General features: G+C 54.7%; 16 protein-coding genes and 1 pseudogene. 5 read left to right on the top strand and 12 right to left on the bottom strand.

The annotated features are described in order from the left end of the window. Positions 1–96: 96 nt before the first annotated feature. Positions 97–1302 carry a WecB/TagA/CpsF family glycosyltransferase gene (locus tag IVB40_RS28390; RefSeq protein ID WP_247816977.1) on the bottom strand — a complete coding sequence of 402 codons (1206 nt, stop codon included), beginning with the start codon at positions 1300–1302 and terminating at the stop codon, positions 97–99. A gap of 168 nt (positions 1303–1470) precedes the next feature. Here IVB40_RS28390 and IVB40_RS28395 point away from each other — a divergent pair, with 168 nt between their 5' ends. Beyond that, the gene (locus tag IVB40_RS28395; protein WP_247816978.1) at positions 1471–2535 is read left to right on the top strand and encodes a glycosyltransferase family 4 protein; all 1065 of its coding nucleotides are present in this window, start codon (positions 1471–1473) and stop codon (positions 2533–2535) included. Positions 2536–2555: 20 nt separating this feature from the next. After that, positions 2556–3224: pseudogene (locus IVB40_RS28400) on the top strand (IS5/IS1182 family transposase); the annotation flags it as partial. A gap of 245 nt (positions 3225–3469) precedes the next feature. Here the strand turns inward: IVB40_RS28400 and IVB40_RS28405 are convergent. From IVB40_RS28405 to IVB40_RS28425, 6 genes are all read right to left on the bottom strand, one after another. Further along, entirely contained in the window at positions 3470–4348 is an 879-nt protein-coding gene (locus IVB40_RS28405; RefSeq protein WP_247816979.1) for a GHMP kinase, read from the bottom strand. Positions 4349–4450: 102 nt separating this feature from the next. Continuing rightward, a complete protein-coding gene (locus IVB40_RS28410) occupies positions 4451–5476 on the bottom strand; it encodes a class 1 fructose-bisphosphatase (RefSeq protein ID WP_247816980.1) in 1026 nt (341 codons plus the stop codon). Between the two features lie 101 nt (positions 5477–5577). Continuing rightward, a complete protein-coding gene (locus IVB40_RS35820; protein ID WP_256468205.1) occupies positions 5578–5709 on the bottom strand; it encodes a hypothetical protein in 132 nt (43 codons plus the stop codon). A gap of 33 nt (positions 5710–5742) precedes the next feature. Further along, positions 5743–6279 (bottom strand): transglutaminase-like cysteine peptidase, encoded by a 537-nt coding sequence (locus tag IVB40_RS28415; protein WP_247816981.1) that lies wholly within the window; start codon positions 6277–6279, stop codon positions 5743–5745. Positions 6280–7012: 733 nt separating this feature from the next. Then, positions 7013–7288 (bottom strand): hypothetical protein, encoded by a 276-nt coding sequence (locus tag IVB40_RS28420; RefSeq protein WP_247816982.1) that lies wholly within the window; start codon positions 7286–7288, stop codon positions 7013–7015. A 199-nt stretch (positions 7289–7487) separates the two neighbouring features. After that, positions 7488–8441 carry an ABC transporter substrate-binding protein gene (locus IVB40_RS28425; RefSeq protein ID WP_247816983.1) on the bottom strand — a complete coding sequence of 318 codons (954 nt, stop codon included), beginning with the start codon at positions 8439–8441 and terminating at the stop codon, positions 7488–7490. A gap of 280 nt (positions 8442–8721) precedes the next feature. On the opposite strand from IVB40_RS28425, the gene IVB40_RS28430 reads away from it, so the two are divergent. Next, positions 8722–10212: an undecaprenyl-phosphate glucose phosphotransferase gene (locus IVB40_RS28430; RefSeq protein WP_247816984.1), complete on the top strand. Its 1491-nt coding sequence runs from the start codon at positions 8722–8724 to the stop codon at positions 10210–10212. 189 nt (positions 10213–10401) lie between these two features. Continuing rightward, positions 10402–11253 (top strand): hypothetical protein, encoded by an 852-nt coding sequence (locus tag IVB40_RS28435; RefSeq protein ID WP_247816985.1) that lies wholly within the window; start codon positions 10402–10404, stop codon positions 11251–11253. Between the two features lie 63 nt (positions 11254–11316). On the opposite strand, the gene IVB40_RS28440 is transcribed toward IVB40_RS28435, so the two are convergent. Then, entirely contained in the window at positions 11317–12240 is a 924-nt protein-coding gene (locus IVB40_RS28440; RefSeq protein WP_247816986.1) for a glycosyltransferase family 2 protein, read from the bottom strand. A gap of 771 nt (positions 12241–13011) precedes the next feature. Between IVB40_RS28440 and IVB40_RS28445 the strand changes: the two genes are divergently transcribed. Continuing rightward, positions 13012–14271, top strand: a complete 1260-nt coding sequence (locus tag IVB40_RS28445; protein ID WP_247816987.1) for a hypothetical protein — start codon at positions 13012–13014, stop codon at positions 14269–14271. 533 nt (positions 14272–14804) lie between these two features. Here the strand turns inward: IVB40_RS28445 and IVB40_RS28450 are convergent. The 4 genes from IVB40_RS28450 to IVB40_RS28465 form a co-directional block, all read right to left on the bottom strand. Beyond that, entirely contained in the window at positions 14805–15869 is a 1065-nt protein-coding gene (locus tag IVB40_RS28450) for an acyltransferase (protein WP_247816988.1), read from the bottom strand. 294 nt (positions 15870–16163) lie between these two features. Beyond that, a complete protein-coding gene (locus IVB40_RS28455; RefSeq protein WP_247816989.1) occupies positions 16164–17477 on the bottom strand; it encodes an O-antigen ligase family protein in 1314 nt (437 codons plus the stop codon). Positions 17478–17668: 191 nt separating this feature from the next. Next, the gene (locus IVB40_RS28460) at positions 17669–18475 is read right to left on the bottom strand and encodes a hypothetical protein (protein ID WP_247816990.1); all 807 of its coding nucleotides are present in this window, start codon (positions 18473–18475) and stop codon (positions 17669–17671) included. Then, positions 18423–20678 (bottom strand): polysaccharide biosynthesis tyrosine autokinase, encoded by a 2256-nt coding sequence (locus tag IVB40_RS28465; protein WP_247816991.1) that lies wholly within the window; start codon positions 20676–20678, stop codon positions 18423–18425. Before IVB40_RS28465 ends, IVB40_RS28460 begins: the two co-directional genes overlap by 53 nt.

Genomic DNA, 20678 nt, shown 5'->3' on the forward strand with positions numbered 1-20678 from the left:
AATTGATTTTCGACCGATACGGTCGCTATTTGCCGTTGTGAATTTAACGATAACACGAGCTGTCTGCGGCCTTTGTCCAATCAGACTTTGAACGCATCAAGCTCGCGCGCCAGACACATATTGACGGAACACCTCTATGAAGAAGAACCAAGACTCTACCATGTACCGCCTCCACAATCGTTGAGGCTCGAGCATCAGGCGAAAGGCCCATTCCATTCGAATATTTCTGACCCAAGTTGGGGCTCGCTCAACCTCACCGGCAATGAAATCAAATAGACCACCTACGCAGATTCCAACCGGAGCAACAGCCGGGATGTTCTCAGCCATCCAAAGTTCCTGCCTGGGATTACCCATTCCAATCATTACGATATCAGGCTGCAACCGAGCAATGCTCGCAGCAATTTCGTCAGGATTACGCTTATCCGCGTAGCCGTCATGCCACCCAACAAAATCGTGCCGGGGCCACCGCGCTTTGAAGACCTCTAGGACGCGCTCTGCCAACTCTCGCCGAGAACACACAAGATAGATGCGCAGAGAATGCACGCTGCGGTCGAGATAGGCCGGATATAAATCGGTTCCGTTCAGATTTTCCACATAGGGAAAACCATAGAGCAATTTGCTAGCTATATCGACACCAACGCCATCGTTGAACAGCAAAGAACTACGAAGAGCCTGAAACAGATCCCTGTTGCGAAGGCTTTTCTGCGCGAGATTCACGTTCAAGCCCGTCAGGCGCAAGCTTGTCCGTTTCCGAACAGCCGAGTCGAGGATCTCTATGGCCTCAAGTTGGGAGGCGACCATTGTTCGAATGCCTAAAATCGCGCGCCACTTCTGGCCCACGACGCACCGGTAAGCCATACCGATATCCGCGACTTCTTGGGCCGAATAAACATCTGACGACTTCAGGGGTTGCACACCATATTTCCGCAACTCAAGCTCGTCGGCCGATCCATCCATGAACACATACCCAATGTGTTTCGCTATGCGACGAATCCGGGACAGCGCACTTTGGGATTGAGCATCATTCTTCAGGCCAGGAAGCAATGTCGCAACAAGCCGTATTTTTCTGGGGGAGATCTCGCGCACCATGCGCAAAAGGAAGCCTACGCCCCCATGAAGATGGCACAAGTCCGCGCCGCAAAGATAGCCTGACAGCGACGAGCCTGATTCTTCAGCACTTATTATCTTAACATCGTCGCCAGCCCGCAGTTGGCTTTCCACCAGCTTGCGAATTTTATCCACATAGGTATCAGGGAGAGCCGTGCTATCGATGAGGTGGACAATGCGGAGTATCTGCTTCACAGAACCGTAACTGCACATGAGAAAAACGCGGTGAAATAAATTGATTAAGAAAACAGCTCCACAAGAGCATGTCATCTAGTGGTAGACCACTTAGCGTGTTTTTGCCAAACGAGCAATGTTGCACTATGAGAGTGTCGATTTCTTTAGCTTATTAACCATGAAGAGCATATGAAGTTAGTCATCGTTGGAGGGGCGCCAGGCAAACTGGGGGGGGTCGAGGCCTTTTGTGCTCGAGCTATAGAAGCTCTCGCCCAAAACGGCATCACTGATGTCAAACACATCCCAAGCGGCACTGCTTTCTTGACACTCGCCGGCCTTCCCGGCCTCTTCCGCGGGCTTGTCAAACTCGTGGGCACCCTTCGCGAACGGGCGGACTGCGTGTGGCTCCAGTACGTCAATCTTCCAGATCTTTTGTATTTGCTGCTCGCCAAGAGCCTTGGCATGACGGTCATGGTCACGCCGCACCTCGGTTCGAATTGGCGCTCGCAATCAAATCCATTTCTGCGTGCATTGAGTGGGCTTGTTCTCAGGCTCGCGGATCGCTTCGCGTTGATTTCGAAAACGCAGGAACTTGAACTCAATCTGCCCTCAAATGTCCCTCGCTCCGCGATACGGAATTTTTTGCCTCCCGCGATCCTGACCGATGCCGGAATAGATCATTTGCCTTCTCAAACGGAGGGACCCTTACGTTTGGTACACGCAGGTCGGCTATCAGCGGGCAAAGGAACCTTTCTCTTCTTGGAGGTATGTCACGCTCTTGCGCAGCGCAACGTAGCTTTTGACGCCAAAATTGCCGGCGATACGGACAAGGAGACGTTCGAGCAAATTCATCAGTTGATCGCTCGGTACAGCCTGGACAGTCGAATCAAGGTGCTTGGTCGCATTCCCGATAACCATCTGCTCTCACTATTGGAAAAGTCTGATGTGCTGGTGCATTTGTCAAAAATCGACTCTTATCCGTTGATAGTACTCGAATGCATCGCATTCGGAACTTTCCCTGTATGCATGGAGCTCGCAGGCGCACGCGATATGGTCGACACCTACACGGGCAAAATCGTGAGCCAGGCAGATCCCGTATCTGAAGCGAGCGCCTTTCTTGGCTCTGCTTCCGTCGAGGATCTCAGACGGATAACAGCGCTGGCCGCGAGATCGGTGCGCCGTGACTATCATTGGGATGAATGCGTGCGGCTTGTACGCACGGCTCTTGAGCAGACAATCGCTCCAGCAGATTAACGGTCGTGGTCAGTACCAGGCAGCTCGCCCTCAACTAGCATCAGCGCTGCTATGCCCACGCCAAGCAGTTCTAGCGCTCCAACCGGAACCTCAAGACGCTGTGGACCTATCTCGGCCGCGTAAACTGCGACATTGGCCGCAAGATCGAGGGTAACAGCGAGCTCAAGGCGGCGTTTGCAATGCTGCCGCAGGCGCGGCGCGTGCGCGAGTAGCAGCAGCAGCGTCATCGCGGGCCCAAGGTTTATTCCGTGCACGCGCCGAGATTGAATCATCGGCGATGGCAAGACCCACCGGCCTACGAGTTCGGCGTCAAAGTCTCCGTCGCCACCACGATTAGCCGGGCCCAGGGTGGCCAGTTGGTCGCCTAGGGAAGGCGCTGCCCGGCAATCCCCATGATGGTCACACGCTGGCCACCGCGATCCAGGATATGGAGGCGCTGGTCGGCAACACCATCGCACGCCCCCTCGCCGACAAGGCATACCGCGGCCACAAAGCGCCGCTTGATCAAAAGCTCAGGGTCTTCATCTCCGGCAGAAGCAAGGGGTGACGCCAAAGATCAAGCGAGAACTGCGCCGCAGGGCCGCCGTCGAACCCGCCATCGGCCATCGCCAGGCTGAGCGCACCTGATGGGCCGCGACTATCTCTGGTGCTGTCACGGCGCCGCCAACGCCGACCTTGCCGCCGCCGGCTAGGCCGCCCTATCCGTGGCTCGGCCTGTCACTGCCCGAATCCTCTCAGCCCTCACTGCCGCGGTTCAGACCGTTCCGACCTGAAACCAGAGTTCTTCACGGAAGACTAGTTAGGCAGCTGCCGGAGAGGACTTTCCGATGGGAGCTTCGACCCGAAGCCTTCCAATTACAATTAGCACCTTTATTCTAACGCTTTCGGTGATCTATCAAATTTCCGCGTCTGATTGAGCTTGCTCGCGTCACGACTATTCGGAATATACAATCGTCGTTCCAATTGGATCCAGGCGAACATCGTATGGCCTGTACTCGCTCAAGGCCGTGCAAACACTATCGCGCGCGCCGTCCGGCGCGTAGACCAGCAGAAAACCTGCACTGCCTGCTCCGAGCAACTTGCCGCCGGTTGCGCCGGCCTCCATCGCACGCTTATACGCATCTTCGATTTTCGGATTGCTTATCCCACTAGCCAAGCTGCGCTTTCTTTCCCACCCCTCACGAAGATAGGGACCAATCACGTCAATGTCGGTTGTAATCTCCGCACGCAGACTGCGGGCCTGGCGAACCATAGCCTTCAAGTTACTTTCGACGCTCTTGTTGGACATGAGCTGCTCGGTTTGCTCCTTCAACACAGCGCTCGCCGAACGCGTTCCTCCTAAGTAGAACATTACTAGGCCGTCCTCCAGTCGACGGCGATTTTGGTGTGAAAGAGGCACCGCTTCGCACGTCACGCTATCGTCCGTGTGGAATTCAATAAAATTGAGGCCGCCCAAGGCACAACCATACTGATCCTGCTTCCCTATAGGCTCGCCGAGCTTTTCGATCTCAATTTGGCATGCCTTCGCCGCAAGCACGTTTCGCGGCTCGTAGCGGCTCTGATAAGCGTTGCAAAGATTCAGCAGGCCCACGGTAAACGCGCTGGACGAACCAAGCCCAGTGCCGGCAGGAATATCTGCGCTTGAATTGAAGTCGACCCCCTTGATCCCGTAGTCGGAAAAGACTTGCCGCAAAATTCGATGTTCAATTTCACTAGTCTTTCGAACCGTCTCAGTCTTGGAGTATTTAAGTAGGTACCCATCGCTTTCAAAATAGTCGTGCATCGAAAGATACACATACTTTGCGATCGACATACTCAGCACGGCGCCACTGTGCTTCCGGTAGAATTCAGGAAGATCGCTTCCGCCTCCGCAAAAGCTAACTCGCAAGGGAGTTCGTGAGATAATCATTTTGTCCTATCTAACTAAGGTCCGGGCTCTGAAAGCAGAACTTGCAACACGTTCTCGGTTATGGTGAAGCCGTTCCACATGTCGAACAGTGTTCGCGGAACCCATGACGAGCGGAGTTCGTTGGTGGAGGCTTCGGGGCGCCAAGTCTAGGATTGATGAGCGACCAGTCGATGCTTTGCCGCCGGCCTGTTCGACGATGAAAGCCATAGGGTGGGCCTCGTAGAGTAGCCTAAGCCGCCCATTGGCGTATTTTTTTCGTGCGTCCGAAGGATAAAGGAAGATTCCGCCTCGGATGAGAATCCGGTAGGTTTCGGCAACCAGGGATGCGATCCAACGCATATTGAAATCTTTGCGAAGTGGGCCTTCCATGCCGGCAGTACATGCCCGGATGAATTCCTGAACCGGCGGCTCCCAGTGCCTGACGTTCGATGCGTTGATGGCATATTCAGCGCAATCAACCGGAATTTGAACACGGTCGCGGACGAGTTTGTAGATGCGACTCTTACGATCTAGAGTAAAGATGTCGACGCCGTCACCGAGTGTCAGAATTAATGAGGTCTGCGGGCCATAAACGACGAACCCAGCGGCGAGCTGCTCAGTCCCGGGTCCCGTGAATGGCTGAAGACCCGGCGTGTTTGGTAGAATTGAAAAGATCGTTCCCACCGTCATGTTGGTTTCGATATTCGAAGATCCATCCAATGGGTCGTAAGCGATCGATATCGGAGCCTCATCATCGGCCGACTCGGCCAACACGCATTCTTCGGAGATAACTGCTCCGTAATGAACCGAGGCAAGGTGTCGACGAATAATGCTGTCGCATTTGACGTCGAGGTCTTTTTGGTCATCCCCGTCGGCATTCTCTAGGCCGACGTTCTTACCGGAAACGCCGGCAAGCGCACCCTGTCCGATCAAATCCGATATTTCGATGGAAGCAGAACAAAACGCACGAACTGCTTCGACAGTCGCGGCGCGCAACGGATCGCGTTTAGCGTTTCGCTCGAGATACCAGGTCAGGGTCCGGTGTTCAGTCATGCGGCTTTTCTAACGGTCCTCTCTGTGGAAACCTATGGGATGGTCGCGGAAACGAGGAATTAGGCTTAATTACCGGGTCGAGCGCTTGCGCTTGGCCTCGGTTAAGAAGCAAACCGCGGCCAACAGCCCCACTTTTTCGAGGACATGCGCCAGAATGTGAAAGCGCGGCCAAGGCCGAAGCCGAGGAGCAGACCAAGAAAAAGCATTCCGTAGGCAAGGTTGTCTTCGGTCATTCGTGGTCTCCGCTGCCACGGGCCATACGCCAGCTATTTTGTGAGGACAGAGGTCATCCAAATATCCGGATTGGGACTTGCGAACCTGACAATCCGATAGCGATTTTCGACGTCATGGAGCTTGACGACTTCCTTTTGGAGATTGTCGAGCACCCAAATGGAGCCGTGCACAAACGCGAGTAAAACGAGGTGATGTTCCCCCGTTTTGCGAATGGCAACTTCGGCGAGACGGAGCTGCGAAGCTGGCCATCCGATCGAGAGCAGCGTATGTCGCTTCGACACCGCATAATCAGCGCAATCTCCATGACTGGGATAGAGGCGCCATCCGTCGCTGGATTGCCGGATCGGTGTAATCGCGCCATTCGCAAGAGAGTTTACGCTTTGGAGATGAAGCAATGCTGCTGCCTCATCCGGAAGTCTGCCGGTGGAACGGTTGCATTCCGCCGGATAGCTCCGACAGAACAGGGTGTACTCCATCGGGGGCAAGGCATAATTCGCTGCCGCTGAAGGGATGATCAGAAATTGAGCAATCATCGATGGCGCGAACGCACTCAGCAATCGAAATAACATCAATTCAACTCGCAATATCAGCCGCGTCTACAATGCTTCTCCAAAGCATAAGGCGTGCCAAAATGCTAGTGGCGGTCCCCGTCTACTCCCTTCAAGACAGGGGCCGCTCGCCTCAGGGCTGTGGCGCCCGCTCCTTGATCACGGCCAGGACGCCGTCGACGAACGCTTGGCATTCGGGGTAGGTCTTGAAGGTGCCTTTGTATCTACCGAACAAGAAGACCGTTCGGCCGTGGCCCTTGCCGTAAAAGTACTGCCCGACGTGTTGGCCGCCTTCATCTTTGAGTTCGATACTTTGGAGACCCTGAGCCGATTTGAGGTCCGTTTCGGGAAATCGTCACGTCTCAATCGACGAATTCATAAGCTTGCGTAATACCCCAAGCTCGCTAGCACAGGCGGAATACCACAGCCCCTCACCTTCGACGAAGGCAAGAAGTCGCAGCACACTTGACCACTCTGTTAGGTGAAACAAGAACCTCCGGCTTTAGGAGGGAAGAACCGTCTGCTGCCCGTGCCAGCGCAGCGGGCAAATCATTCATGAAATCTCTTGGGCCGAACTAATCAGTTGGATCACTATCGCATCGCTTTGAGATAACGAAGCAAACATCCACCAAACGCACCAACGCCGCATTAAACAGGCAACCTGCTTGGCAAACCGATACTTAAGGCGAGTTCCGGCATTTGGCGATGTAGACGAATTCTCAAAGCGACAGAACTCGAACGGCACCCGTCTGGATCAGTATGCGCGGCGCAGCACCGGACTAGCCAACGTAACGCAGACATGATCCCAGTACCAGCCATAGGGAGTCTCGACCCGCACCAGAGGACATCGACGACGCGGCACATAGCGGTAAGGGTAAGGATGAGCCCAGAAAGTGATCGGGGCCGTATAGCTGTCGCCAATCAGTAGGGCTGAACTCGCGCGCAATTGCATGGCGGCGCTGGCACCGCTCGACATACAGAGAGATGCAGCCAACGTCAAAAGAAAACCACGTACGAACGTCTTCAACATCCGAAAAGCTCCCTTACCCAACGGTACCCACAATCAATCCACGCCCCGACGAAGCCCTCGCAGAAGCAACGACCTGTGAATCAACCGGAATCGTCCTCAAAACATGGGTAGACTATCAAGTTTGAGGGGAGGAAGGCAACTGGCCCAACCGTGGAATTGGAACTTGAGACGAGATTGCGCGCACCTGTAGCCCTGCGTCCTAGTTCTGAATACCCCAAGCGCCCGGAGCAGCGAGATTGGGCGAGCGCCGGTAGACGTCCCGCAAGAACTGGAAGTTGACGGATTGGGCAAGCGGTACGGTCTCCTCGCCAAGCTTCCCGAAGATTAGGATATCGCGCAGCGTCCGCCAGCGGCTTTCGTCATAGTCCGCGACGCGGCCGCCTGTCGGCAGGACCAAGCTTCTTTGCTGCTGCAGCTCGAACTTCATTCGGTCAGGACTAAGCCTTTCCGGGTCAAAGTCGACCAGAATAGGTACGCTTCGTGCATAGTCACGATAGACGAAGTGCCAGCCTTTGATGAGACCCTCGAGAACTTGCGTGACTGCAGAAGGACGGTCATGTACCAAGTCGGAACTCGCGAAATAGACCAGTCCAGGGACGTGAATCCCATAATCCTGTGGCTTGATCACGTTCAATCGAATGTACGGTTCTGATGATGTTGCCTCTTGGCCGCTCGTCGTGATGATCGCATCCACCTCTCCGGCGCGCAGCGCATCCAAGGTATCCCGGTCCTGGATTTTGGTGATCTGGCTGCGCGGCAGTCCGAGTTGAGCCATCATAGCGTCAAAAACCACGTCTCCTTCGCTCGCCTTCCGATAACCAAGCCGCTTTCCAACGAGATCGGCCGGACGGCGTAGACCGGAGCTTTCCAAGGTAAGGATCACTGTGGGCGTATCGAGCAGGCTCGCCGCAAAAGCGGTCACCGGGACGCCGGTCCAAGCGGCAAGCAGAAACTTCTGCCCGGTCGTCACGCCTATGGCGCGTTTGCGGGCGACTGTTGAGACGAAATCGGGCACATTCGGATCGGCACGCAGTGTGACGTTTGAAGCAAAAAACCTCTCGCGTTGCGCTACCATTTCGCCGGCGAACCGCGCTCCCAAAGAGCCATCCACCAGGAAACTGATTTGCCCAGCAGCGTCCGACCCCGTCTCCACAGGCAGAGACTCCGGCCTAAGGGCCAGAATTCCCGTTAATGCGCTGACCGTGGCAGCGAGAAGGAACAGGGCAAGCCGCCGGAATAGGCGTCGTGCACTTCGCCGCGACCTTTTTCGGGACACTTGAAGCTTCCTGCCGTAGCGCCACGCGCGGGCCCTTCAATACACCCGCTAATATGACGAAGGTAAGGTTACTTTTCTCTGAAAAGTTAGTTAAACTTTGACTTTGCTAAATGGACTGCTAGACGAATCTTTTCCCAATTTCGGATTTTTCAAAAATATGACGCTCGCATCCTTTTCCAAGCAAAATTCCGAGATCCGGATTTCGGACGAGGTGATTGCAGACCCCTTGCATCCGAGATCGAGTTGGCTGCGGCCAGCGGTGGTCGAACGGCTGATGGTGATAGCGGACGGCCTGCTAATAATGATTTGCGGCATTGGCTGTGCGGCAATTTATCATCTTTTTTTCCTATCCACGCTTGGCAAGGCTGATATTTACGCAGCCGCCAGCCTGCTGGTAGCGATCAATTTCAGCCTACTGATTACGGTACAGCACGCGTACCGGCTGAAGAGTATCACTGATCTGCCGCGACAGTTGCAGATCACGCTAACAACCTGGACAGGCGTCTTTGCGGCGCTGCTCGCCATCGCCTTCACCATGAAGGTTAGCGACGCATTTTCCCGCGGCGCAACGATCTTGTTTTACCTGTTCGGCCTTGCCGCGCTGCTCGTCTGGAAAACTGCCGCTTCCCGTTGGATCGCTCGTTCGTTGCGCCGCGGCGCTTTCGCCAACAGCCGCGTAGTTATGATTGCCGAACTCGGCCTGCCGGCCTCATCCTCTGCGATGGTCGAGCTTTGCCAGCACGGCTACCGTGTGGTGCGCACACTTGAGATCCGGGCCAATGAACTCGCCTCCCCCCTCCTCATGTCGAAGATCGGCCCCCGCTTCGAAGAGCTGATTGCTTATTCGCGCGAGAACCAGATCGAGCAGGTGTTCCTCCTGATGGACTGGGGCCGCCAGCACGCCATCAACAGCATCCTCGACGGACTAAGGGTCCTACCGATCCCGGTGAACCTCGTGCCCGATGCAAATGTCTCGCGCTTTCTTAAGTATCCAAAGATCCATGCCGGCGGCACTTGGACGGCGGAGCTCAGACGCGCGCCCTTGAGCTGGAAGGAGCGCGGCTTAAAACGCGCGCTCGACCTCGTAGGCGCGTCAGTCGCCCTGTTCGTATTTGCGCCGATGATGCTGGTCACGGCCGTTCTGATCAAAGCGAGCTCGCGCGGCCCAGTGTTCTTTCGGCAGACGCGCAACGGCTTTGGCGGCCGCGCATTTCGTATCTACAAATTTCGAACCATGCACGTGCAGGAGGACGGGGACGGTCCGACCGTCGTACAGGCGACGAAGAACGACCCGCGCGTGACCTTACTAGGCAAATGGCTGCGCAAGACATCGATCGACGAGCTGCCTCAGCTCTTTAACGTACTGAGCGGCGACATGTCGTTGGTCGGCCCCCGGCCCCACGCCGCTGCCCACAATTCCAAATACGAGCAGATGATCGGCCACTACGCTTTTCGCCATCATGTCAAACCAGGCATCACCGGCTGGGCGCAAGTGAACGGACTTCGAGGCGAGACGAAAGATATCCGTTTGATGGAAAAGCGAGTAGAATTCGATCTCTGCTATGTGAACGACTGGACCATTTGGCTCGATTTGAAAGTCATCGCCCTTACCGTTCTGACCGTTTTTCGGCAGCCTCAAGCCTACTGACTACTGTTTCTCTCTTGCGCCTTCTATTCGTGCGCGTAAACGAGCTAATTTGAACGTGCCCGATCATTGTGGCGTACAATCCTACCTAAATCAGGTCAAACTCTAAGACGTGCAAGCTAGCAAGCTGCGCTCCTCAAGGCTGTTCAACGGTTAGGAGCCGCGATGCCAACCACTTACACTTGAAGTTACATGGAGGCACCTTTGCCCGCGCGACAGTTCTTCATGTTGTCTATTTCTTTGTTTCTCTCAATGCAGGAAACAGCAGTAAGCGCTGCAGAGCGTGAGGTCGTAACGGAAGATATGAAGCTTTATAGTTCAGTTCCGTTTGGACAAACGCCAGCCAACGGCTTCATCTATCTTAACAATACCTTTGGGCGGGGCAATTTAGTCAATGGCCTGGACTATATTCAGCGGCTCGTTGCCGTGCCTGCGACGTTTCCGATCGATGCCACCATCGAATGGGATTGGAAAGGAGGCCCCTGCTCAGGCTGCGGCGCCTTCGCTTATAGCTACCCCGTGATCAACTACGGCGGCTCCAACTACGACAACCCTTTCCACGTCATAGGCCCCTGGCCCCAACAAATTGAGCGCAATTCGGTTCTCAAAGTAACCTACGATGTAATATTGAATGGCAACTTAGACTCGTACGACACTCTACTGGATATTTTTGTCACTGCAGAACCAACTTCGGAAAACGGCGACTATGTTGCTGAGATTTCCTTCTTCCCTCAGTCCAATAATGCTCCGCTGTTGGGGAGGCCACACGAATTTTCCTTCGGCACAGCGTACGTCGGCAGCCAAGGCACTCCACCTCAGATTTGCATTTCACCGGTTATCGAGAACAAGCGGCGTAACATTCTTTCCGGCACGATCGATTTGAACGAAATTCTCAGGCACCTCGTCGCAACTGGTCACTTGAGCGGTAAAGAATGGTTGCGAGGTGTGCAATTTGGCGTGGAAGTCCAGGTTCCCGCAAAGTATAATTCTCCTCCTTACAGAGGCAGCATGACCATCAATAATCTTGCGTATGAGTGGAAATAGACTGAGCAGGGCCAGCACGGCGAGGCCGATCGCGCCGACCGACTTCGTGCTCTGACTAATCTCTTAACTGGTTCGATCGGGGACGGACCAATTCGACCGCTGTCCGCTTATTAACGCGCGAATTCTGTGCCTGAGACTGTCCCTTAGTAGCCAAATGACGGTGAACGCAAAAAGCTGTTTGGCAGTTGGCCGTCCGTGACGAAACGCCAGACGCAGGAACTGCAAGAATGCTCTATTTCGATCAGACGTTTCGACACCTTGGGTCGCGACAGTGAGGCAGAATCCACTGATTGCTCGCGGAGAAAGAAGATCTCCGACGGCTTCCACCCATTCCGCCGATCGTTGCCACGGGTAATGTCCACCAGCATAGTATATGACTAGCGGTTCTTGAACCGTCACCAAGCGAAACCCATGCTGCTTGATCGCACGAATTGCCAACTCCCATTCCTCATGACGACTTTCTCCAAAGCGCAACCTTTCGAAGATTGCTCGCGGCAGCATGAGCGACGACGTTTGCAGCATGCTCTCACCAGATTTAAACCAGGAGCTTCGCCCAAATAACCACTCGTCAATCGGTTTGTCGCCCGCGTAAGGAATGGCAGGTCGAATGAAACTCCCAAAGGGAGTCACTACGCGGGAAAGCGTCGTCACGATCACATCGGACGAGGCAGAGGCCACTGCCACTTGCCGCTCGAGCTTTTGATCAAGCCACTCATCGTCATCGTCTAAGAAAGCGACCCATTTTCCCTCGCACGCGGCGATTGCCGTATCCCGGGCTACTCCCGGCCCCCTCTTTTCTGGGTTCAAGACGTATCGCACTCTGCTATCAGGACAGTCATGAAGCACGTTAACGGACTTGTCATCGTCCCTTTCAATCGCGACAACGACTTCTAGATCGCCCATCGTCTGTCTCAAGGCACTCGCGAGAGCTCGCGCCAATAGCTTCGGTCGTCGATAGGTCGCTATCACAACGCTGACGTGCGGCATTCGCCAATTCCTGCTACCAAGCTTTACTTACCGCCTTATGCCGAGAAAAACGCATTCCTGCTGTAAGGCCTCACCAACATCATAGCGCACAGGAGACACCCTTAATGCCCACGTAGCCATTTCTAGCCGGAGCGGCCTGCGTCTCGGTTTCTAGCCTTAACAACCGGCTAGAATCCTGATTTTTCCTTGAGCCAGACCGATCTGTGTGCTTCTGATATGCACGACAAATAGCAGCGAGATCTTGCGAAGACAATGAAAGCGGCGACCTCTGGTAGGCATGACTGCCGATCGCTTATCGACCAGGTCTTAACAACATTCATCCCGTCAGCACACCTAGACGTTATTTCAATTTCTACGCATTGGGACCAAAGAGGATTTGAGAGAGTTGATCGAGCTTGCCAAGCGCTTGTCCCACAGTACCAACAAGGTCTTAATCTCAGGCCCCATCGTAGAGTACGATCAATCTCTCCCTCGCCTGCTCGTAGAAGCCAAGCTCCGCGGGATTCGGGAGGAGACATTCGCCGGTCAACATAGGCGGGCCGTTCAAGAGAGGCTCGATCAAGATTTCGCTCAGGCATTGAAAGCCAACCACTTAGCCTATTTTTCTGTACACTGTGCAACCTGCAACACGGACTGCGTGGTGTGGGCTTCCCCGATTCTCACCTCACTCGCTGCGGGTCCGCCTTTGTCGGAAAGCAATTGGTTCAGAGCTTGCTTTCGGCACCTCCAGATCAGCACATCAACTTACCTCTCGAACAGCCGATATATTCTTTGAGCAAAATCTTCGACCAGCCCCTTCTGCGTTACGCACTTGCCATTGGCGGTCCAATATCGGCAGCCGGCGTACAGTTCATACTTGCGTATGTTTTGCTTCACACCGTCGACGCATTTAGCTTCGGAGTATTTTCGTTTTACCAATTGGTAATTCAGTTAACGCTCGGCATTTCGAGCGCGCTTTACTGCGCTCCCTTGGCCCACGATTTCAACCAGGAGGCCGGATACGACGACCTCATCTATAAGACATCTGCGCTACTTTTCGCTACACTTACGTCGGCGATCCTTTGTGCTTCGCTATCACTGTCCGCCGACCCCACCAGCGGTATCGCGGTAGGCTTATTTGCTTTCTTTGCTCATCTACGCTGGTTCGCGCGAGCCCTCGCTTATGTAGAGCTAGATTGGCACAAATCGTTTCATTCCGACTTGGTTTTTGCACTGTCTCTGGCTTCTGTCGGACTTTGGCTTGTTTGGGACAATCATCTCAGTTTGAGCACAACCTTTGCGGCATACGCGTTTGCTGCGGGCGTGAGCCTAGTACCATTCGGCTTTGGTGCGCTGCTGGTTGATGCGCGCTCGTCGAGGTTTCATCATCTTCGCGACTATAGTCGGGTCTGGAAGAAATACTCGCGTCATGCACTCCTAGGGGTCATCACGACCGAGGCGACCAGCAATGCCCATGCGTACATGATCACACTCCTATCGGGCGCCTCAGCATACGCGCCGATTGCGGCAGCTGGTCTAGTCATTAGACCCATCACTCTTTGCGCGAACGCAATCACCGACATTGAACGACCCAGGATCGCGCAAGAAGTTGAACGCTCTTCCGAGAAGCTCTCGCATTCACTGACAACTTTTCGCGCGATTTTGTTTGCGGGATGGCTGGCTTCAGCGGGGCTTCTGTACCTCGTAGCATGCCAACGACCAAATCTAATATTCGGTGGTTATGACTTCGCAATGATGATTCACGCTTCTTCGATATGGCTTGTCATCTCGCTTTTTCGGTCTTTGGCACGACCTGAATCCGTGCTGCTTCAAGCGACCGGCCAGTTCGAAATTCTTGCGACGGCAAACGTCTTTGGTGGCGCGGTATCCGTCATCTCGTGCGGGCTACTTTTCCTAGTTTATGGCAGCGTAGCCTCGCTCTACGGAATTCTCCTCGGAGATCTGACTGCTGCCCTCATGACATGGAGTAGGGGAAGAGCTTGGCAGAAGCTCTTCCTCCAACAGCGTGTTCACCGCCAGCCCCCAAGTTGACGCCCGAAGGTTCCAAGTTTGGCGCAAGGGCAACACCCTAGCCACCTTGCTAGTTCGGGTGCAAATCCGGATTGCCCGCTTGCCATCACGCCCAAGAGCTTGCAGTTCTACACGCTCGGTCGCTCGGTCCCGTCATCGCCCCCCAATAACTCAACAGCTTTGCAGCGCGGCGCATTCACAGCGACAAGGCCTAGCGCGGCCCCAACGAGCTCGCACGCATTGGCCGGCACCCCAGTCAAACGCGATGGCCTGCCGCGAAGCGCTCCGGCAGCCAGGCAGCAACAGCGGTCTTGGACCTGGCCCGAATTCCAATTTCCAGGAGAACGGGTCGAAAATTGTGTTGGCGCGGTGATCTAGCCAGCACATCAGCGAGCCAGACTTGCGGATCGACACGGTCCATGTTGCAAATTCGATCAAAGTATAGACAGCAGTGCACGATAGCCGCCAGCGCATGATCACCAACCATTGTTGGCCGTCGTCAGTTTATCCAGCATCTGTAACCGACAAAACATTGCGGTGGGACCGAGCTCGCCTCATGCGGGCAACGGAGCACGGTCTGTCCGCCACTTCGCAAGCCTTCGACCGAGCCTAATGGAGGTTGCCTCAACATACCTGAAGACCATGCTGGCTACGAAGACCGACAGCCCCAGCGCCAGGAAGAGAAAAAGAAACGCTCCAGTCGCAGTTTCTGGCGTCACTAGTAACTCAACCATCGACGCGATCGGTTCGTGGAACAAATACAATGAGTACGACCATGCGCCCAACCGAAGGACCCAGCTAGATTGTTCAGCAAAGCGATCGCTCCACGACAAGATGAACACTGTGAATGCAGCCACTACTGACGCAATGGCGCCGATCGGGAACGCGTTAGAATAGCCGGGACCAATTTGACCGAACACACCACACACAAGAGGCAAAGTCGCTGCTATGGAAAGAGCCACTACGATCGACGCCGACCTTGCATGGTCAACACCGGCGAGGCTTAGACGGCACAACGATCCGAGAAGTAAAAACGATAGATTATACCCAAGAAACGATACGGGCACATCGTATCCAAATCTCAGCATAATCGCAGGAACAGCTGCGGAGGAAATGCCGACGACTGCCACTCCCGCAAGCATAGTTGGTCGCTCCAAGGATCCGCATACAAACAAAACAAATGCGACTCCGTAAAAAGCCAATTCGACGATAAGGGTCCAGTAAACGCCTGAGATCGCCGGTTCGCGGAATAATGGATAGGCCATCGTCAAATTTGCAAGGATTTGCTTTGCGCCCACAGTCGCTCCCGTTGCGGACAAAGCTGCAGTCGCTGCTAAGACAGCAAGCCAATATGCCGGATACAGCCGAAAAAGGCGGCTGACGACAAATTTCCAAATAGGATTCGGACCGCTGAAACTTAGCGGAATGACGTATCCGCTAATCAAAAAGAATAAGACTACGCCAAACCGCCCCCAATCAAAATAGTCGAGGCCGAGAGACTTTAACCATCCGATCTCTGATGCCGGCATCTGTCGCCAAATGTGCCCAAACAGATGTTGAATTAACACGACGCAGGCCGCTAAGCCGCGTAGCGCATCCAGGTTTTGCAATCTATGCAAGAAGTGCTACCTCTGTGTTCATGACGACGCGAATAAGAAGGCTTGGTTATGTCGCTCTTCGCTGCTTTCCGAAAGAGCCGCAAGCAGAGCGTTGGCTCGAGGTGCCGGCATCGACGCTTTATCAGACGGCATGCCCTGCCCCCGAGCAGCTGCTTGGCAGCATCGACACTCGCGGCGCTCTCTGCAATTCTCGATCTCGCGTTGAGGGGCTACCTGATGGCGGAGTTCGGTCATCATTGGCGGTGCCTCAGGCCGAATGGATTGCTCCATTTCGCCAAAGGAACTCGTTGTCTCTCATAGGCGCGAACCTCGGAACTGCTCTGCGGGTCGAAAGTGCTGCGTTGCGACAGCTACTTTTCTCCGGCTTTGTGATGAGAGCAGCGCGAGCGAGAAGCACAGCAAAACAAAGAGCGGGTTGTCGCGTTCCAGGAAAGATGTCTCTTGGAAGTTATGCAGGGCACAGAAGACGACAAGGGAGAATGCCATCGTGTGTCTGGCGCGATGAGATTCGTTGGTGCACTTTAATGCCTTGCCGATTGGGACAACAATTAGCGCGATCAGCACAAGCCCGAAGCCTACAATACCAAGTTGCGCGACGGCATCGAGATAGCCGTTGTGACCGACATAGATAAATTCTTCGATCCACTTTTGATCCGTGTAGGCGCTTATCAGGCTCCCGGAGCTAATATTCCAGAACGAGCCGTAGCCGGAGCCAAGCTCCCAGTTGTCGGCAATATAGGCCCCTAGTCCGCTCCAAATCATGCCGCGCCCGGTAAAGGCCTCGGGATCAGTAACGAAGCTCGTTATTTCCGGGAGATAACGAAGAAAGGCCGCAGCCCCGGCGGCGAAGATCACCGCCGAAGTCACCGCGAGTACGCGCGCAACAAATGCATTCCGGTAGAGGAAACGATACCCGAGGCCCAACAGGATGGCCGCAGGCACCAAACCAAATGAGGTTTTAGATTGCGTCTTGTACAAAAAGAAATATGCAAGGATAAGCATACTAAAATAGCCCCATCTCACCTTTGCTCGTTCAACGGCTGTAAAGAAAAAGATGATCGTCGCTGCTCCTGCGATCGCGCCGGCCGCGTTCTTCTCAATGTGCAAGCCTCTCCAATTTCCAACCAAGGCTTCTTCAAGAAAATCATATCCCTGAATTGCGTTCGGATGAACTACAACAGCAATTAGATCGGCAACAATGACAGCGGCTAGCGTTAGAGCTAGCAGTCTCTTGAAGCGTTCACGACCGAGCAGTGAAACGCTCAGAAAGCAGCAACCGACTACAATGCTCGTAAGCGTGATCCTGCGGAACGCAACTCCAGGATCAACAGCCCATGCAAGGCTCGCCCAACACCAGACGAGCAAAGCCAGGAGCGTCTTCGGCATCGAAAGCGACGCTGAGGGTGCTGATCGCAAGCTCAGCAACAGGCCACCGAAAATGGCAATATACGCAAGTTGGCGTAGAAAGTCACCGCCGCCCGCCATGTCTCCGTCATAGAGTTCAGCGGCCGACAAGGGATGAAGTCCCACGAAAACCAGAATGAGGAACAGAGCAACTAAGGTCCTCGGCAGCGACAGATCTGATTCAATGGCTGTAGATGAGCTCACCGCGGCACCTAAACTTGCAAAACAGAATACATCGACACGCCGTTCCTGAAGACCATGCTCAATAGCAAGCTTTTCCGAACTGCCTTGTTACGGCATGGCCCCAGGTATACTTTGAGCCCGAGCAGTACCAATTTGCTGTTAGGCGAACCGCGATCACAAGCACGAGGGACACTCTTGTTGCCCCTTGGCATTCATCGCCAAAACCTTTCATCAAGCTCAACGCCTGGCACGAACACCTTAACACCATCGCGCCAGAGCTCTCGAGCAAAGATCCGCCGCATCCCAATATTCGACCGCTCTAGACCTTTAAGAAGCAGTTGTTGCTCGACTGGGCCTTGACGGGTGAAGTTGGTCGCCGCTTCGGCGATAAACCCGCCATCTACTAAAGCGGCGAACTCCGAAATCGCGTATCGTTGCGTCGCTTCGTCCAACAGAGGGAAGATCGCGAGTGTTAAGCGGTTGCGCTGTAGCGCAATCCACCCCTCATTCGGTCCTTGAACATAAGACCGTTCCAGATAGCTGATATTCCCAAGATCAAGTCCGCGATGCGCTATCGATATCGAATAGAGCATCATCCAAAGGAGCGAGTCAGTCGGATTCATCGCGAGTGAGAACCTGAGCGTGTCCTCTGTCGCTTTCGCTTCTCGTTCTGCCTCCTCCGCGCTTTTTCGCTGTGTCGCCTCCTCGACAGCGCGCAGCTTTATTAGCGCCTTCGCGGACAGGAACTCAGGTTGCATCATCGTGCGGTCCGCGACATCCATGCGCACCATCATATCCGCCAGGACCACCGGGTTGAAGCGATCGTTTGCAACAATCCGCCTCGACAAATCGTGAGCCGGTGCTGTCTGCCAGAATGATGGCAGGGCGACCACAGACCAGAAGACGCCGGAAAGGCCTAGCGATAGCACCGGCACAGCGACGAGCATCACACGAAGGGGACTGACGCTATTCAACATATCCATACCGAGCGTAGTACTTTTCGTAGTAATGACGGCCATGATACGATTCGTAACGCGCGAGCAGCCTGGTATCGGCTTTGTTCAGGACTACCCCGAGCAGCTTTTCCTGAATTTCTGGCGCGCCGCGAAGGTGGTGCCGCACCACATCAATCCTGGTCTTGCCCCACTCCACCACAAAGATATAGGAATCGACGAACGGTGAGGCGACCCGCCCGTCGACAACAGGCGCAATCGGCGGCATATCCAGCACCACGTAGTCGAACTTAGAACGCAACTGCGCTATGAGATTGTGCATTGCCTTCGATGCGAGGATCTCGTTGGTGTGCAGAAGCTTTGAGGTCGCACCCGCCGGCAGGATCGCAAGCTTCGTCTCGGGATCGATTGTCAGGGCATCTTCTAGCTGAACCTTCTGTGCAATAACGTCGATGAGGCCAACTTGCGCGTCCGGCACCAACGCTCGCGATAATGAGGGATTGCGGAGGTCAGCGTCGATCAGGATCACCCGCGCTCCACCATGCGCCGCCAGCTGTGCGAGGTTTGCGGAGAGCGTACTCTTGCCCTCGTTTGGCAGGGTTGAAATAACCGCGAGCACGCGATTTTGGCGGACAATTGAGTTGAGATCCACCGCCACTTTCAACGAACGCACAGCCTCCGCGAAGCGCGAGAGAGGACTCTTCACGACATGGCGCAATAGGTCGGGCGTCCGTATATTGCTTTTCTTACCCAGCTTGCCGGCGAGCGCGGACGGCGCGGCCACCTCGCCCAGCGCTGGAACGATCGCGATACAGTTTGCCCCGAGCCCCTCCTCCACCTGGCCGGTTGTCCTGAACACCTTGTCGGCGTATTCGCGCAGGAGGGCCACGCCGAAGCTCAAGATCAAGCCGCCCAGCAACGCTCCAGACAAAATGAACATTGTTCTTGGATGGCTCTTCACCAACGGTGTTGTCGCCGCACTGATTACCCGCGCCTCGGTGATCGGGAAGGATTGCTGCTGAACCGATTCCATATAGCGCTGCAGGAAATTATCATACATTGCTTGGTAGGATTGCGCGTTGCTCTCCAATTCCCGAAGTCGAACTTGGGCCTGGTTAGTGAGCTGCGATTCTGAAATGGTACTGGCAAAGCTTGCTTTGATACTTTCTTCGCGCGTGAGCGCGATGTCGTAATCGCTTTTGTAGGATTGCTGAATGCGCTTCAACTCGTCCTGAATGTTCTTCTTGATCTCAGCCATCTGGGTGCGCAGGTTGACCGCTGCCAGATGATCGCGGCCATACTTGGCCGACCAGATGGATTCCTTCGAGGCGATATCGACATATTGCCCGCGCAGCTTGACAATAGTTTCGTTCTTCAGCGCGTCTGCAACGGAGGCGTCTGGGATTTCCTGCTTCACAATATCATTCGCACGGTCGAGTCGCGCCTTAGCTTCAGCGGTAGATGCTCTGGCTAGGACAAGCTGGCTGTTGACCTCGGCGAGCTGCTGCTGATTCATCAGCCCCTTACCGGTATCGACGATGTTATTGGCGGTTTTGAAGTCGACGACTGCGGTTTGCGCGACGGAAGCTTGAGTGCGCAGCTCCTTGATACGGTCTTGAAGCCAGACGCTGGCGCGGCGCGTCGCCTGGTACTTCGCCTCGAGCTGGTCGACGACGTAGGCGTCAGCGATCGCATTGGCGATCTGCGCTGCCTTAGCCGGGTCTTGCGAGGTAAAGCTGATCTCCATAACATACGTCCGGCCCAGTCGCTTGATCGTACGTTTTCCTGAGAACCGCCTCAACGCGCCGCGCGTCAACACGAATTCGGAAGTCGACGGCTGACCGCCAGAAAACAAGTTAGAGACCGAGCCCACAATTGCGCCGAGCAAGCCACCGCCGCCGGTGAATTCAGGATCCTGAATCAGATTCAGATCACGGATGACCGCGAGGCTGATGTTCTCTGAATTGAGTATCTCTACCTGGGTTTCGACGGTGGCAGAGTCGATCGCGACATCGCCCAGCATCGATTGGTGCTGGAATAGCTGCACCTTGCGGGTGTCGATAACCATCGACGCGGTCGAGGTGAACAGCGGCGCGGTAGTGAAGAGATAGAGCAGCGCCACGATCAAGCAAGCCAATACAATCGCGACCATGGTCGGGAACTGGCGCCTGACGATGTCGAGATAGGAGGTCAGGGTCTGCGATGCGGAGCCCTCGGCCTCGGCGAAATCATGATTGATCTCCGACGTCGGCTTGTTCACCTGCAGCAT

This window comes from Bradyrhizobium sp. 40, from assembly GCF_023100925.1.
Classification (GTDB): Bacteria; Pseudomonadota; Alphaproteobacteria; order Rhizobiales; family Xanthobacteraceae; genus Bradyrhizobium.

Coding starts and splice junctions, on each gene's coding strand:
- IVB40_RS28395 (WP_247816978.1), top strand. CDS start 1,471: ATGAAGTTAGTCATCGTTGGAGGGGCGCCAGGCAAACTGGGGGGGGTC.
- IVB40_RS28405 (WP_247816979.1), bottom strand. CDS start 4,348: ATGTCGATCGCAAAGTATGTGTATCTTTCGATGCACGACTATTTTGAA.
- IVB40_RS28410 (WP_247816980.1), bottom strand. CDS start 5,476: ATGACTGAACACCGGACCCTGACCTGGTATCTCGAGCGAAACGCTAAA.
- IVB40_RS35820 (WP_256468205.1), bottom strand. CDS start 5,709: ATGACCGAAGACAACCTTGCCTACGGAATGCTTTTTCTTGGTCTGCTC.
- IVB40_RS28415 (WP_247816981.1), bottom strand. CDS start 6,279: ATGTTATTTCGATTGCTGAGTGCGTTCGCGCCATCGATGATTGCTCAA.
- IVB40_RS28420 (WP_247816982.1), bottom strand. CDS start 7,288: ATGTTGAAGACGTTCGTACGTGGTTTTCTTTTGACGTTGGCTGCATCT.
- IVB40_RS28430 (WP_247816984.1), top strand. CDS start 8,722: ATGACGCTCGCATCCTTTTCCAAGCAAAATTCCGAGATCCGGATTTCG.
- IVB40_RS28435 (WP_247816985.1), top strand. CDS start 10,402: ATGGAGGCACCTTTGCCCGCGCGACAGTTCTTCATGTTGTCTATTTCT.
- IVB40_RS28440 (WP_247816986.1), bottom strand. CDS start 12,240: ATGCCGCACGTCAGCGTTGTGATAGCGACCTATCGACGACCGAAGCTA.
- IVB40_RS28460 (WP_247816990.1), bottom strand. CDS start 18,475: ATGGCCGTCATTACTACGAAAAGTACTACGCTCGGTATGGATATGTTG.
- IVB40_RS28465 (WP_247816991.1), bottom strand. CDS start 20,678: ATGCTGCAGGTGAACAAGCCGACGTCGGAGATCAATCATGATTTCGCC.